The sequence below is a fragment of the Streptomyces sp. NPDC012835 genome (assembly GCF_042900885.1).
In the GTDB taxonomy this organism is placed as follows: domain Bacteria; phylum Actinomycetota; class Actinomycetes; order Streptomycetales; family Streptomycetaceae; genus Streptomyces.
This window is the reverse complement of the sequence record NZ_JBIBBW010000006.1, coordinates 250,452-264,580: the sequence shown is the minus strand read 5'-3', so window position 1 is coordinate 264,580 and position 14,129 is coordinate 250,452. Positions and strand designations below refer to the sequence as shown.

Below are 14,129 nucleotides of genomic sequence, written 5' to 3'. Positions count from 1 at the left end.
CCGCCGGTCACGGACGGGAACCAGCCTTCCGGGGATCAGTCGAACGCGAACGGGCGCTGAGGGCGGTCGCCCCGTTGACGCCGGCGGGAACAGGCGTACGCCCCTCGGTCGCTCCGGACGGCTCCTGGCCCTCCCCCGGCCCCGGGGCGCCCTGAGCGCCCTCGGGGTCCCGCACCACCTCGTGCTCGGGCTCCGAGGCACCCCGCGCGGGCGCTCCGGCCGCCTCCCCCGGTGCCGTGCCCTCCGATGCCGCGGTCGCCTGCCGCGGCGCCGGCGACTGCCCCCGGCCGCGCCGCCGGTAGCGCGGCGGCACGAAGGACTGCGCCCAGAGCGGTGCACGGGGGGTGAAGCGCGGCAGCAGCAGGAGCACCAGACCCACCGCGCTCAGCCCGACGACGACGAACACGATCCACATCGACGCCGAGTGCACCGAGTACGCCACGACGCCGAACGCGATCAGCGCCGACCAGAAGTACATGATCAGCACGGACCTGCTGTGCGAGTGCCCGATCTCCAGCAGCCGGTGGTGGAGATGGCCCCGGTCGGCGGCGAACGGGGACTTGCCGTTCCAGGCCCGCCGGACCACCGCCAGCACCAGGTCCGTGAACGGGATCGCGATGATCGTCAGCGGCAGCAGCAGCGGGATGAAGACCGGCAGCGCCGCGTGGGTGGCCTGCCGGGTCGAGCCCTCGAAGATCTTCAGCGCGTCCGGGTCCACCTGGCCGGTCACCGAGATCGCGCCCGCCGCCAGCACCAGGCCGATCAGCATCGATCCCGAGTCGCCCATGAAGATCCGGGCGGGATGCATGTTGTGCGGCAGGAAGCCCACGCACATGCCCATCAGGATGGCCGCGAACATGGTCGCGGGGGCGGCGGCCTCGATGCCGTAGCCGTACCACATCCGGTACGCGTACAGGAAGAACGCCGCCGAGGCGATGCAGACCATCCCGGCGGCGAGGCCGTCGAGACCGTCCACGAAGTTGACCGCGTTGATCGTGATGACGACCAGCGCCACGGTCAGCAGCGTCCCCTGCCCGGAGGTCAGCGAGACCGTCCCGACACCGGGCACCGGAATCCACAGGATCGTCAGACCCTGCATCACCATCACACCGGCGGCGATCATCTGCGCGCCGAGCTTGATCAGGGCGTCCAGTTCGAACTTGTCGTCCAGGACACCGATCAGCCAGATCAGCGCCGCCCCGGAGAGCAGGGCGCGCGGCTCGTTCGACAACTCGAAGACCCCGTTGAGGTTCTGGAGGTTGTCGGCCACGAGCAGTCCGGCGCACAGGCCGAAGAACATGGCGATGCCGCCGAGTCTCGGCGTCGGCTCACGGTGAACGTCACGGGCGCGGATCTCCGGCATCGCGCCGGTCGCGATGGCGAACTTCCGCACCGGGCCGGTCAGCAGATAGGTCACCGCAGCCGTCACGCAGAGCGTCAGCAGGTAATCACGCACGGGCTGCCCCACAGGAATCGCTGGCCATCTCAGCCCCACACCCTAGCCCTCGCGGAAGCTTCAGGTGGAAACGGAGTCGGCATATGGGCAAGGACACCTGGGTAGGCCGGTTGGTTGCACTGCCACCCGTCCGTCGTCGTTTCTCCTAGGAAAGCGTCGCATACGGCGGAAACCGGCCCACCAGTTCCCGCACCTCGGCGCGGACCGTACGCGCCCCGTCAGCGCCCTCCCGCAGCACGGAGGCCATCGTGTGCCCGATCCACTCCATCTCGGCCTCCCGCATGCCCTGAGTGGTCACGGCGGCGGTCCCCAGCCGGACGCCGCGCACCTCCCCGTACGGCAGCGCGCAGGCGTCCAGCACCAGCCCCGCCGCGGCGAGCCGACCGCGGGCGGCCCGGCCGTCCGTCCCCAGCGGCGTGGTGTCCGCCGTGATCAGATGGGTGTCCGTACCTTCCGTGATGACCCGGACGCCCTCCGCCGCCAACGTCCCGGCCAGCACACGGGCGTTGGCGACGACCTGACGGGCGTAGCCGGTGAAGCCGGGAGCCGCCGCCTCGCCGAAGGCCACGGCCTTGGCGGCGACGGTGTGCATCTGCGCGCCGCCCTGCGTGAACGGGAACACCGCGCGGTCCACCCGCTCCGCGTACCGGTCGCCGCACAGGATCATCCCGCCGCGCGGCCCCCGCAGCACCTTGTGCGTCGTCGCGCACACGACATCCGCGTACGGCACCGGACTGGGCGCCGCGCCCCCGGCCACCAGCCCGATCGGGTGAGCCGCGTCGGCGATCAGATAGGCACCCACGTCGTCGGCGATCTCCCGGAACGCCGCGTAGTCGATGTGGCGCGGATACGAGATCGACCCGCAGACGATCGCCTTGGGCCGCCGCTCCCGCGCCAGCCTCCGCACCCGCGCGTAGTCGATCAGCCCGCTCGCCTCGTCCACCCCGTACCCGACGAAGTCGAACCAGCGGCCGGAGAAATTGGCCGGCGAGCCATGGGTGAGATGGCCGCCGTACCGCAGCCCCATCGCCAGCACCGTGTCCCCCGGCCGCAGCAGCGCCGCGTACGCCGCGAGCACGGCGGACGAGCCGGAGTGCGGCTGCACATTGGCATGCTCGGCGCCGAACAGCGCCTTCGCCCGCTCCACCGCCATCCGCTCGGCGGCGTCCACCAGCTCACAGCCCCCGTGGTGGCGGGCGCCCGGATACCCCTCGGCGTACTTGTTGGCCAGCGGCGACCCCAGCGCGGCGAGCACGGCGGGCGAGGTGAAGTTCTCGGCGGCGATGAGCTGAAGCCCGTCGCACTGCCGGCGCGCCTCCCCGAGGATCACCTCGGCCATCTCGGGATCCTGGCGGCGCAGGGCGTCGAGCGTGTCGGGCTGCTGCGGATACGCGGTGGGGGTGGGCGTGGGAGTGGCGGGCATGGCGGGCTCCTCGGGCGAGACGTCCCTTCTCCAATGTAGGGCGGAGGGGGGCGGGGAGCGCGGGGGCGGGGGCGGGGCGGGTGTGGGTGCGGGGCGGCGGGCCTTCGGTGGATCGTGGTGCGGGTTCACGACGTCGCTGGTGCGGGGGCCGGGGGCTCCGGAGGCGCATGTCCGGATTCCAGGGGTGGGGGGGGTGGGTGGGGAAGCGTCCGCCGCACTGACCGGTCGAGGCGTTCATGTGCCGAAGTGACCGCTGACGAGCGTCACGAGGACCCTCGGATCAACCGGTCAACGGGCCGGCTCCGCCCAGATCCTCTTGCCGAACGGCCGGTCCTCGACGCCCCACCGCTCGGCCGGCGCCGCCACGATGAACAGCCCCCGCCCACGGACGCATTGACCGGAGGCGGTGGCACGGAAGCGTGGCCGCCGCCGCACCGGATCGTGGACCTCCACCCGAACCAGCGCGGGCAGGACGGCCAGGACGACGAGCACGCTGTCCCCGGGCTCGCTGCCGTACCGGATGGCCTGGGTGACCAGCTCGGAGACCACCAGCTCGATGTCGCTCGCCCGAGTCCTCCAAGGCGGTGGATCGGGCCGCCTGGTCCTCACCGAGTACATGACGCAGCGCGTCTATCCGCTGCTGCGTCGCACCCACGGCTCCGATGTGCGCGGTGCGCTGTGCGACGCCGCGGCCGAGCAGACATATCTGCTCGGATGGATGGCGTACGACAACGGCGAACACGGCACCGCACAGAGGTACCTCATCCAGTCGCTGCGGCTCGCTGAGGAGTCGGGCAACCCGGCGCTCGGCGCCCATGTACTTGCCGGCATGGCCGATCAGGCAACGCTGCTCGGTGACCCCGCCGAAGGGCGCCGCCTCGCCCAGGCCGGGCGCCACGGGCTCTCACGGGTGGACTCACCCGCCTGCCTGGCGGACCTGTGGTGCCTCGAAGCACGGGCCCTCGCCCTGCTCGGGGACAAGACAGGCGCCGCGCACGCGGTGACACAGTCCGAGGAAGCGTTCGAGCGTGCGCGGCCGGAGACGGAACAGGAATGGGCCGCCTTCATCGACCCCGCCTACCTCCACGGCGAGCACGCGAACACCTTCCGCGACCTGGGCGACTCACAGACCGCCGAGGAGCACGCGCGCCACTCCATCGACCACGCGAAAAGGCAGAAGCGCGCGCGACGAGGCGCGATGTCACAGGCCGCGCTCGCGGTCTCGCACCTGCAACGGCAGGACCTCGATTCCGCTCACTCGGCCGGGCTGCACACGCTGGCTCTGGCCCGCCAGGTGAAGTCGTCACGCTGCGTCGAAGCGGTACAGGACCTACAGCAACGCATGCGACCCTTCGGTCGCCACCGCCTTGTGGCGGACTTCAACGAACGCGCCAGGGACCTGGTCAGCGCCGCTTAGAGAGGAATGCCATAGCCGTCTATGGCAGCCCCGAAGCCACGGCCCGCGTGACGGATGATCCAGTCGGCCACCGACTGGATCACATACGCTTGCCACTCCTGAGTCTGTGGCTGCCGGTACTCCGGGTCGTCGTGAACCGCGAATCCGTGCTGTGCCCCAGCGATCTCCAGAAGCTTGGCTTCCGACTCAGGGCGCCGACGGCGGTTCGTGAACTCTCCACCGGAATGAAAGTGTCCAGCGTTCCGTGGGCAAAGAGGGCCGGAGAAGTGATATCGCCCAGGGCTCTATGTGGCTGAAGGTAGAAGAGTTCGTTAAGGAAACCGCGTCCCACCCGAAACGTAGGCGAGTGCTCCAGGAATCCACGGGAGGCCAGCTCCCTGCCAGCTGATTCGTCGATCGTGGCGTTCCTCAAGTACGGCTTCCCCGATGAACCGCTTCTTGTAGTTCAAAAGAGGGTTCATAAGGGTCAGGCTCTTTACCTCCCGCGGGTGGCGTGCCGCGAAGAGGGCACTGATTCCACCGCCGAAACTCGTTCCGATCAGGTGCACAGGACCACAGTCGAACAGCTGGCGGACATGATCTGTGGCGGCCTGAATATCGTTGAGGACTCCCGCGATCGTCAGTTCCTCCTGACGCCCTTCGCTCTCTCCGTGCCCCCGGAGGTCAAAGCGCAACGAGCCGACGCCCACCGTCGCCGGGCCATCGGCAAGACGGCTGAAGAATCCGCCCTCCTCACGTGTCACCTCACCCACCGTGCGGGCGAAGATGCCCGGGAGGAGCACTGGAGCACTAGCATCACGTGGCATGCATCCGGTCAATCGCCACGGCGCACGGCTCTCGCTCCGCGAACTCACCACCGATGACGTGGACGCGGTCCTCTCCATCTACGGCAGCCCCGAAGCGACCGAACATCTCAGTTTCACCCCGCGCTCGCGCGACGACGTCGACGGCATCGTCGCCCGGTCCATGGCGTCGGCGACAGCCTCCCCACGGGACGAGTACGCGCTCGCCCTCACGCGGAAGGACAGCGACGCGCTGATCGGATTCGCCCACCTGGCACTCGACCCGCACCAGCAACGCGCGGCAACGATCGGAGGCGCCCCGCGCGCCGACTCCTGGGGCCTCGGCTACGGCCGGGAGACCGTCCGGCTGCTGCTCGCTCTCGCCTTCGCCGACCTGGACCTCCACCGCGTATGGGCGGCCCGCTCCCCGCTCAACGACGCGGCGGCCAAGACGCTGTCGGCCGCCGGGATGACCGAAGAAGGACGCATCCGGGGGCACGTCCACGTCCGCGGCGCCTGGCGCGACTCCATCACGTACGGGATCCTCCGCGAGGAGTGGGCGGCCGATGGGGACGCATAGCGCGGAACGGGAAGCAGACGCGGTGATCCCGGCACAGGCATGGTCCGACGCCCGGCGGTTGTGGGACTTCCACCAGATGCGCCACGAGGCGCGCCCGTGTTCGGTCGGGGTCGGGCTCGGCAGCCACGATCTCGGGGTGGCCGACGCGGCGGTCGAGTTGTACCGGCGCGGGATGGTGCCGCTGATCGTCTTCACCGGTGCGACCAGCCGGACGACGCGGGAGCGCATGCCGCGTGGGGAGGCCGTCCACTACCGGGAACGGGCACTCGAACTCGGCGTTCCGCGTTCCGCCGTGCTCGTGGAGCCGCGCGCCCGCAATACCGGCGAGAACATCCGCTTCACGCGGGCACTGCTGGAGCGGGCCGGGGTGGACGTGGCGTCCGTGCTGCTGATCAGCAAGCCGTACGAGGAACGTCGCGCCTACGCCACCGCGCGCCGGCTCTGGCCCGGGGCCGAGATCGTCTGCGCGTCCGCGCCGATGCCCTTCGAGACGTACGTGGAGTCCATCGGGAGCCCACGCCTCGTGATCGACATGCTCGTCGGCGCCCTGCAACGGCTGCTGGTCTACCCCGCGCGGGGATTCATGATCAGCCTGCCCGTGCCCGACGATGTCACCGAGGCTTACGAACGGCTGTGTCGCGCGGGCTTCACCAGCCGCCTCGTACCGCCCGCCGGGCCCGTGGCCTGAAGCTGGGGAGGGGTGGCGGCGCGGGTGCTGTTCCCCGGTTCGGCCGTCCTCGCTCGGCCGCCGCGCGCGGACCTGTCGCCGCCGGGCCCCGCGCGGCCCGGCCCGGCGGGGTCAGAGCGCCGCCGGGACGCCCGTCAGGGCCGTCACCACCGGGTCCAGGGCCTGGTTGATCTCCTCGCCGATCGACCGGAAGAAGGTCAGGGGCGCCCCGTACGGGTCGTAGACCTCGTCCGCGTCCGCCGTGGGGGCCAGCAGCCAGCCCCGGAGGGCGGCTGCGGCGCGGACCAGGGCCTGGGCGCGTTCGACCACGCCGTCGTCCAGCGGGTCGGGCAGGGTGGCCGGGTCTATGGCGCGGACCAGCCGGGTGAACTCCTTGAGCGTGAAGGTGCGCAGGCCCGCCGAGTGGCCCATGGAGATCACCTGGGCGCGGTGGTCGCGGGTCGCGGTGAGGACGAGGTCGGCGCGGATGACGTGCTCGTCGAGCAGTTCACGGCCGACGAAGCCGGAGGCGTCCGCGCCGAAGTCGGCGAGGACGGCCTCGGCGTTGGCTTCCATCGGGGCGCCCTCGTGGCCCCAGGTTCCCGCGCTCTCCACGATCAGGCCGCCCGGGAGCCGTTCGCCCAGGCGGACGCTCAGGGCGTGCCGGTTCAGCCGCTCGGTGATGGGTGAGCGGCAGACGTTGCCGGTACTGACGTGGAGGATGCGGAAGGGAGTGCCGGTGTGTGCGGTCTCCGCTATGCCACGCCCCTGCGGGGCGGTCAATTGGCCACCTCAAGGTCGGGTACCACCTTGCGCAGCTCCTCCGCGTCGAGGGCGCCGGCCCGCAGCAGCACCGGGACCGGGCCGGTGACGTCGACGATGGAGGACGGGATGTTGGCGGGCGTGGGGCCGCCGTCGAGGTAGACGGAGACGGAGTCCGCGAGCATCTCCTGCGCCGAGTCGCAGTTCTCGGGAGCCGGGTGTCCCGTCAGGTTGGCGCTGGAGACGGCCATCGGGCCGACCTCGGTGAGCAGTTCGATGGCGACGGGGTGCAGCGGCATCCGGATCGCCACGGTGCCCCGGGTGTCCCCGAGGTCCCACTGGAGGGACGGCTGGTGCTTGGCGACCAGGGTCAGCGCGCCGGGCCAGAAGGCGTCGACCAGTTCCCAGGCGTGCTCGGAGAAGTCCGTGACGAGGCCGTGCAGGGTGTTCGGGGAGCCGATGAGGACCGGAGTGGGCATGGTGCGACCCCGGCCCTTCGCCGCCAGCAGGTCGGCGACCGCGTCGGCGCTGAAGGCGTCCGCGCCGATCCCGTACACCGTGTCGGTGGGCAGCACGACCAGCTCGCCGCGGCGTACGGCCGACGCGGCCTCGCGCAGACCCGTGGCACGGTCGGTCGCGTCGTTGCAGTCGTATCGCCGAGCCATTTAACGGGCCCTCCTCGTGTGTGCTGCCCGGTTCGCCGCCGGGGCGCCTTTCGCCCCTGCCCGCGGCCGACCGTGCTGGATTCGTTCGTTGGGCCGCAACCTCACGGCAGGGCCTTGCGCGCCGTCGCGAAGCGCGGGCGCTTGTTCAGGTCGGGGTGGTCGGCGGCGTCCGCCCAGCCGGATTCCTCGCTGAAGATCCACGGGACCTGTCCGCCCTGGGTGTCGGCGTGCTCGATCACGACGAGACCGCCGGGGCGCAGCAGCCGGTGCGCGGTGCGCTCGATGCCGCGGATGGTGTCGAGGCCGTCCTCGCCGGAGAAGAGGGCCATCTGCGGGTCGTGGTCGCGGGCCTCGGGCGCCACGTACTCCCACTCGGTCAGCGGGATGTACGGCGGGTTGGAGATGACCAGGTCGACCTGGCCGTCCAGCTCGGGCAGGGCGCTCAGGGCGTCCCCCCGGTGCACGGTGACCCTGGACCCCTCGGCGTTCTTCCGTGTCCAGGCGAGGGCGTCCTCGGACAGCTCGACGGCGTGCACGCGCGAGCGCGGCACCTCCTGCGCCATGGCGAGGGCGATCGCGCCGGAGCCCGAGCACAGGTCGACGACGATCGGCTCGACCACGTCCATCGCGCGCACGGCGTCTATCGCCCAGCCGACGACCGACTCGGTCTCCGGACGCGGTACGAACACGCCGGGGCCGACCTGGAGTTCCAGATAGCGGAAGAAGGCGCGTCCGGTGATGTGCTGGAGCGGTTCGCGGGCCTCGCGGCGGGCCACGGCCTCCCAGTAACGGGCGTCGAAGTCGATGTCCTTGACGCGGTGCAGCTCACCTCGTTTGACGCCGTGCACGTACGCGGCGAGTTCCTCGGCGTCGAAGCGCGGTGAGGGCACGCCCGCGTCGGCCAGCCGCTGGGTGGCCTGGGCCACCTCCGCGAGCAGCAGGCTGCGCCGCTGGGAGTCGCTGGTCCCCCCAGAATGTGGCTGCACGGCTGGTTCCTCCGAGTGCGAGAGTGGTTGCTGAGGGAGTGCACGGCCCGGTGCACGATAGCGAGTGGATCAGGCCGTCACTGCGCGGCTGCCAGCTTGGCGGCGGAGTCGGCGTCCACGCATGCCTGGATGACGGCGTCCAGCTCTCCGTCGAGCACCTGGTCCAAGTTGTACGCCTTGAATCCGACCCGGTGGTCCGAGATCCGGTTCTCCGGGAAGTTGTACGTGCGGATCTTCTCGGACCTGTCGACGGTACGGACCTGGCTGCGCCGGGCGTCCGCCGCGTTGCGCTCCGCCTCCTCCTGCGCGGCGGCGAGCAGCCGTGAGCGCAGGATACGCATGGCCTGCTCCTTGTTCTGGAGCTGGCTCTTCTCGTTCTGGCAGGAGGCCACGACGCCGGTCGGCAGGTGGGTGATGCGGACGGCGGAGTCGGTCGTGTTGACGGACTGGCCGCCGGGGCCCGAGGAGCGGTACACGTCGATGCGGAGGTCGTTGGCGTGTATCTCGACATCGACCTCCTCGGCCTCGGGCGTGACGAGCACGCCGGCGGCGGAGGTGTGGATGCGGCCCTGGGACTCGGTGGAGGGCACTCGCTGCACGCGGTGCACGCCGCCCTCGTACTTCAGCCGTGCCCAGACGCCCTGCCCGGGCTCGGTGGCGCCGTTGCCGCCCTTGGTCTTGACCGCGACCTGGACGTCCTTGTAGCCGCCCAGCTCGGACTCGGTGGCGTCGATGATCTCGGTCTTCCAGCCGACGCGCTCGGCGTACCGCAGGTACATGCGCAGCAGGTCGCCGGCGAAGAGGGCGGACTCGTCGCCGCCCGCGCCCGCCTTGACCTCCAGGATCACGTCCTTGTCGTCGCTGGGGTCCCGGGGCACGAGCAGCAGGCGCAGCTTCTCGGTGACCTCTTCGCGCCGCTTCTCCAGCTCCTTGGCCTCGGCCAGGAAGTCGGGGTCGGTGGCGGCGAACTCGCGGGCGGTCGTGATGTCCTCGCCCAGCTGCTTCCAGGAGCGGTACGTGGAGACGATCGGGGTCAGCTCGGCGTAACGCTTGTTGAGCTTGCGCGCGTTGCCCTGGTCGGCGTGGACCGACGGGTCGGCGAGCTTCTTCTCCAGATCGGCGTGCTCACCGATCAGTTCCTCGACCGCCTCGAACATTCGGGGGCTCCTGGTTTCGTACGTAAGAAGTACTGCGAAAGTGCTGCGAAGGTGCTGCGGGACGCCAAAGCGCCGGTCCCGGCGCCCCGGGCCCAGGACGGGCCTGGCGGGGCACCGGAAACCGGCGCGGAAGGCTCGCTACTTCTTGGCCGCGGCGGCCTTGCCGAAGCGGGCCTCGAAGCGGGCCACGCGGCCACCGGTGTCGAGGATCTTCTGCTTGCCCGTGTAGAACGGGTGGCACTCGGAGCACAGGTCGGCGCGGATGCGGCCGCTCTCGATGGTGCTGCGGGTGACGAACGACGCGCCGCAGGTGCAGCTGACCTCGGTCTCGACGTACGTGGGGTGGATGTCGCGCTTCAAGGGGTTCTCCTAGATTCGGGAGGGCGCCGGGTCGTACGCGCGGATTGCTCGTACGTGAACCGGGGCCGACGTACCAGTCTGCCAGGACCGGCCGCATCTGCCCAAACCGGGGTGCGGCCGAAAGTATTCCGGGGCCCGGTTCCGGGGCGCCGGGCTCAGCCGCCGCCGGCCGTGCCGCCGTCCGGGACCACGCTGTGCGCGGCGCCCTTGTCGCCGGCGGAGTCCCTGGTCGCGGCGGCGGGGATCGGCTGGTCCTGCTTGAGTGCCGTCCAGACCTGCCGGGCGGCGGCGGGCAGGGGCAGGACGCGGTTCGGGTCGGCGGGGTCGTACCGCACCGGCAGCGTGATCATGTCGACGTCCCGGGAGCCGAGGTCCTTCAGGCCGTCGGCGAAGTCGACCAGCTCGTTGACGGAGTCGAGCTGCGAGTCCGGGGTGATCGCCTTGGTGGCGGCGTCGGCCAGGTCGTAGAGCTTCTTGGGGTTGCTGAACACGCCGACGCTCTTGACCTGCTCGATCAGCGCTTTGATGAACGCCTGCTGGAGCTGTATCCGGCCCAGGTCGCTGCCGTCGCCGACGCCGTGGCGGGTGCGCACCAGGCCGAGGGACTGCTCGCCGTCGAGGGTGTGGGTGCCGGGCGCCAGCGTGAGATGGCTCTTGGGGTCGTCGATGGCCTGGCTGGTGGTGATCCTGACGCCGCCCAGTTCGTCGACGAGTTTCTTGAAGCCGGTGAAATCGACCTCGATGTAGTGGTCCATCCGGATGCCGGACATCCGCTCCACGGTCTTGACCGCGCAGGCGGGCCCGCCGACCTCGTACGCCGTGTTGAACATCGCGAGACGCTCCCCGGCGACCCGGCCCCCGTCGGCGTCGGTGCAGTCGGGCCGGTCGACCAGGGTGTCACGCGGTACGGAGACGACGCTGGCCTTCTTGTGGCCCTTGTAGACGTGCACGACCATCGCCGTGTCGGAGCGGCCGGCGCCGTCGTCCTTGCCGTACGAGGAGTTCGCGCCCGCGCGGGAGTCCGAGCCGAGTACGAGGATGTCCTCGGAGCCGTTGTCGGGGTTGGCCGGGCGGTCCCTGCCCAGCTGGGAATTGATGTCGATTCCCCTGATGTTGCCGTCGAGCTTGAAATAGACGTATCCGAGCCCGGATCCGCCGACGAGCACCAGTCCGGCGACCGACCAGGCCGCGACGGTCGTCGCCCGGCGCCGCTTGCCCGCCGTCGTGCGGCGCTTGCCGCCGCCGCGTATTCGGCCGCTGATCCGGTCGCCCATGTCCGTCCCTCTGTCCGTCTTCTTCGTCCCTGGCCCCCGGCTGCCTCCTGCCGTGGTGACGAGGCGCGCTATGTCGCCACTTGTACAGACAGTGAAGCATCCGGAAGGGTCGCACACCATGCCGTGCCGGGCACCCGCGGCGGACGCGCGCGGGCACAGGCCCGGTACGGGCCGCTGCCCGGCCTCCCCCGCCCCGACCTGCGGCTCGGCCGTGCCGGGCCGCTCAGCGGGCACTCAGGGACCGGCGTGCGGGGTGTGGCGAAGGTCTCCGGGCGACGGTCTCCGGGCGACGGTCGCGGGCGGGGCACGAAAAATCCGCCCCGTCGCCGTGGCGGCGGGGCGGATCTCGCGTATCTCCGGGGTGCGCGGTCGGCGCCGGTCAGTCGTTCCCGTTGCCCGATCCGGGGGTGGTCTTCTGGATCTGGAGCAGGAACTCGGCGTTCGACTTCGTCTTCTTCATCTTGTCGACGAGCAGTTCGATCGCCTGCTGCTGGTCGAGCGCGTGCAGCACCCGGCGCAGCTTCCAGACGACGGCGAGTTCGTCGCTGCCGAGCAGGATCTCTTCCTTACGGGTGGAGGACGCGTCCACGTCCACCGCCGGGAAGATGCGCTTGTCCGAGAGCTTCCGGTCGAGCCGCAGCTCCATGTTGCCGGTGCCCTTGAACTCCTCGAAGATGACCTCGTCCATGCGCGAACCGGTCTCGACCAGCGCGGTGGCCAGGATGGTCAGCGAACCGCCGTCCTCGATGTTGCGCGCCGCGCCGAAGAAGCGCTTCGGCGGGTAGAGCGCGGTCGAGTCGACACCACCGGACAGGATGCGGCCGGAGGCGGGGGCGGCGAGGTTGTACGCGCGGCCCAGACGGGTGATCGAGTCGAGCAGGACGACCACGTCGTGGCCCAGCTCCACCAGGCGCTTGGCGCGCTCGATGGCCAGCTCGGCGACGGTGGTGTGGTCCTCGGCCGGACGGTCGAAGGTCGAGGAGATGACCTCGCCCTTGACCGACCGCTGCATGTCGGTGACCTCTTCGGGACGCTCGTCGACGAGGACGACCATCAGGTGGCACTCGGGGCTGTTGACCGTGATCGCGTTGGCGATGGCCTGGAGGATCATGGTCTTGCCGGTCTTCGGCGGGGCCACGATCAGACCGCGCTGGCCCTTGCCGATAGGGGCGACCAGGTCGATGATGCGGGTGGTCGTCACCCCCGGGTCGGTCTCCAGGCGGAGCCGGTCCTGCGGGTAGAGCGGGGTCAGCTTCTGGAACTCGGGACGGCCCCGGCCCGAGTCCGCGCCCATGCCGTTGGCGGAGTCCAGCCGGACCAGCGCGTTGAACTTCTCGCGGCGCTCGCCGTCCTTGGGCTGGCGCACGGCGCCGGTGACGTGGTCGCCCTTGCGCAGACCGTTCTTGCGGACCTGGGCGAGCGAGACGTACACGTCGTTGGGGCCCGGCAGGTAGCCGGAGGTCCTGATGAACGCGTAGTTGTCGAGGATGTCGAGGATGCCCGCGACGGGGATCAGCACATCGTCGTCGGCGACCTGCGGCTCACCGGGGCCGAACTCGTCGCGCCCACGGCGTCCGCGGCGGTCGCGGTAGCGACCGCGCCGGCCGCGACGGCCGCCCGCCTCGTCGTCGAAGTCGTCCTGCGGACCGTTGTTCGGGGCGTTCTGACCGCTGTTCTGGCCGCTGTTCTGGCCGCCGCCGCGGTTGTCGCGCTGCTGGCGGCCGCCGCCCTGCTGGCCGCCCTGACCGCCCTGCTCGTCGCCCTTGCCCCGGCGGTCGCGCTGGCGGTCCCTGCGGTCGCCCCGGTCGCGCTCGCCGCGCTCACCGCGCTGGCCGCGGTCCTGGCGGTCGCCGCGGCGGCCCTCGGTCTCGCTCTGGGCGGTGCCGGAGGCGGAGACGGCGGCCTCGGTCTTGGTGTCGGGCTGTGCCTCGACCTTGACGTCGGCCGGCGCGTCGGCCTTGGCCTCCGTCTTGGTCTCGGGGCTGCCGGCCTGTGCGGTGGCCCTGCGACGGCGGCGCTCGCCCGCGGGCTGGTCGTCACTGGCGGGCTGGCCGGGAATGTCGATCTGCTGCTGGGCCACGGCCTGCTCGGCCTTGCCGGCCTTCGCCTCGGCGGCGGCCTCGCCCGTACGGGCCTTGGAGGTCGCGCGGCGCTTGGGCTTGGTCTCGGCGCCGTCGGCGCTGTCGGCGGCCTTGGCGGCGGGCGAGGAGCCGGCCTGCGCCTCCTTGATGACCTCGATCAGCTGGCTCTTGCGCATCCGCGCCGTGCCCCTGATCCCGAGGCCGGACGCGACCTGCTGCAACTCGGCCAGGACCATGCCGTCGAGGCCGGTGCCGGAGCGGCGGCGCCGCGCGGTGGTGCCAGTGGCAGCACCTTCGGCGGGCGCGTTGGTGTCGACACTGCTGTCGGCAGTCACGCCCATCAGATCGGTGGTGTCGCTCACGAAGGGTCCTTCCCTGGAGCGGACGTCGGCCTTCTGGCTCGGCGACCGGTTGTGCTGTCCGGCTGCGGTCCCATCTTGTGGACCGGGCCGGGGCGGTGGTCCCGCCGGGTGCGGCGGAGAAATCTGCATACGTGCATACGTGCTGTCTGCGAACGTG

13 protein-coding genes and 1 pseudogene are annotated in these 14,129 nt (G+C 71.0%); 3 read left to right on the top strand and 11 right to left on the bottom strand.

Translation table 11 applies throughout. From position 1 onward, the window contains the following. Window positions 1-7: 7 nt before the first annotated feature. The 3 genes from ACFY6S_RS24685 to ACFY6S_RS24675 form a co-directional block, all read right to left on the bottom strand. Window positions 8-1,456 (bottom strand): MraY family glycosyltransferase, encoded by a 1,449-nt coding sequence (locus ACFY6S_RS24685; RefSeq protein WP_388814978.1) that lies wholly within the window; start codon window positions 1,454-1,456, stop codon window positions 8-10. Window positions 1,457-1,601: 145 nt separating this feature from the next. Then, window positions 1,602-2,879: a serine hydroxymethyltransferase gene (glyA, locus tag ACFY6S_RS24680; protein WP_388814980.1), complete on the bottom strand. Its 1,278-nt coding sequence runs from the start codon at window positions 2,877-2,879 to the stop codon at window positions 1,602-1,604. Between the two features lie 288 nt (window positions 2,880-3,167). Beyond that, complete coding sequence (locus ACFY6S_RS24675; RefSeq protein WP_388814982.1) at window positions 3,168-3,428, bottom strand: ATP-binding protein; 261 nt, start codon at window positions 3,426-3,428, stop codon at window positions 3,168-3,170. A gap of 22 nt (window positions 3,429-3,450) precedes the next feature. Here ACFY6S_RS24675 and ACFY6S_RS24670 point away from each other — a divergent pair. Beyond that, a pseudogene (locus ACFY6S_RS24670) lies at window positions 3,451-4,296 on the top strand (transcriptional regulator); the annotation flags it as partial. 311 nt (window positions 4,297-4,607) lie between these two features. Here ACFY6S_RS24670 and ACFY6S_RS24665 read toward each other — a convergent pair. Next, window positions 4,608-5,102, bottom strand: a complete 495-nt coding sequence (locus ACFY6S_RS24665) for an alpha/beta hydrolase (RefSeq protein ID WP_389462593.1) — start codon at window positions 5,100-5,102, stop codon at window positions 4,608-4,610. Here ACFY6S_RS24665 and ACFY6S_RS24660 point away from each other — a divergent pair. Both ACFY6S_RS24660 and ACFY6S_RS24655 read left to right on the top strand, forming a co-directional pair. Next, complete coding sequence (locus tag ACFY6S_RS24660) at window positions 5,101-5,658, top strand: GNAT family N-acetyltransferase (protein ID WP_388814986.1); 558 nt, start codon at window positions 5,101-5,103, stop codon at window positions 5,656-5,658. The two genes, ACFY6S_RS24665 and ACFY6S_RS24660, sit on opposite strands and share 2 nt — an antisense overlap. Before the next feature lie 22 nt (window positions 5,659-5,680). Further along, window positions 5,681-6,346: a YdcF family protein gene (locus ACFY6S_RS24655; protein ID WP_388817845.1), complete on the top strand. Its 666-nt coding sequence runs from the start codon at window positions 5,681-5,683 to the stop codon at window positions 6,344-6,346. Between the two features lie 111 nt (window positions 6,347-6,457). Here the strand turns inward: ACFY6S_RS24655 and ACFY6S_RS24650 are convergent, their stop codons facing one another. The 7 genes from ACFY6S_RS24650 to rho form a co-directional block, all read right to left on the bottom strand. Beyond that, on the bottom strand, window positions 6,458-7,108 hold the full coding sequence (locus tag ACFY6S_RS24650) for a protein-tyrosine-phosphatase (RefSeq protein WP_388814988.1): 651 nt from the start codon (window positions 7,106-7,108) through the stop codon (window positions 6,458-6,460). Then, window positions 7,105-7,752, bottom strand: coding sequence for an L-threonylcarbamoyladenylate synthase (locus tag ACFY6S_RS24645; protein WP_388814990.1), 648 nt, complete (start codon window positions 7,750-7,752; stop codon window positions 7,105-7,107). The genes ACFY6S_RS24650 and ACFY6S_RS24645 overlap by 4 nt, the downstream gene beginning before the upstream one ends. A gap of 101 nt (window positions 7,753-7,853) precedes the next feature. Then, window positions 7,854-8,738, bottom strand: a complete 885-nt coding sequence (gene prmC / locus ACFY6S_RS24640) for a peptide chain release factor N(5)-glutamine methyltransferase (protein WP_388814992.1) — start codon at window positions 8,736-8,738, stop codon at window positions 7,854-7,856. Between the two features lie 77 nt (window positions 8,739-8,815). Continuing rightward, window positions 8,816-9,895, bottom strand: coding sequence for a peptide chain release factor 1 (gene prfA, locus ACFY6S_RS24635; protein ID WP_388814994.1), 1,080 nt, complete (start codon window positions 9,893-9,895; stop codon window positions 8,816-8,818). 138 nt (window positions 9,896-10,033) lie between these two features. After that, on the bottom strand, window positions 10,034-10,255 hold the full coding sequence (gene rpmE / locus ACFY6S_RS24630; protein WP_388814996.1) for a 50S ribosomal protein L31: 222 nt from the start codon (window positions 10,253-10,255) through the stop codon (window positions 10,034-10,036). Between the two features lie 155 nt (window positions 10,256-10,410). Continuing rightward, the gene (locus ACFY6S_RS24625; protein WP_388814998.1) at window positions 10,411-11,529 is read right to left on the bottom strand and encodes an LCP family protein; all 1,119 of its coding nucleotides are present in this window, start codon (window positions 11,527-11,529) and stop codon (window positions 10,411-10,413) included. Between the two features lie 379 nt (window positions 11,530-11,908). Continuing rightward, the gene (rho, locus tag ACFY6S_RS24620) at window positions 11,909-13,972 is read right to left on the bottom strand and encodes a transcription termination factor Rho (protein ID WP_388815000.1); all 2,064 of its coding nucleotides are present in this window, start codon (window positions 13,970-13,972) and stop codon (window positions 11,909-11,911) included. Window positions 13,973-14,129 lie beyond the last annotated feature (157 nt).

Bases quoted from the DNA above. Each gene is read 5' to 3' on its own strand.
- glyA (WP_388814980.1), bottom strand. From the start codon at position 2,879: ATGCCCGCCACTCCCACGCCCACCCCCACCGCGTATCCGCAGCAGCCC.
- ACFY6S_RS24660 (WP_388814986.1), top strand. From the start codon at position 5,101: ATGCATCCGGTCAATCGCCACGGCGCACGGCTCTCGCTCCGCGAACTC.
- ACFY6S_RS24665 (WP_389462593.1), bottom strand. From the start codon at position 5,102: ATGCCACGTGATGCTAGTGCTCCAGTGCTCCTCCCGGGCATCTTCGCC.
- ACFY6S_RS24645 (WP_388814990.1), bottom strand. From the start codon at position 7,752: ATGGCTCGGCGATACGACTGCAACGACGCGACCGACCGTGCCACGGGT.
- prfA (WP_388814994.1), bottom strand. From the start codon at position 9,895: ATGTTCGAGGCGGTCGAGGAACTGATCGGTGAGCACGCCGATCTGGAG.
- ACFY6S_RS24625 (WP_388814998.1), bottom strand. From the start codon at position 11,529: ATGGGCGACCGGATCAGCGGCCGAATACGCGGCGGCGGCAAGCGCCGC.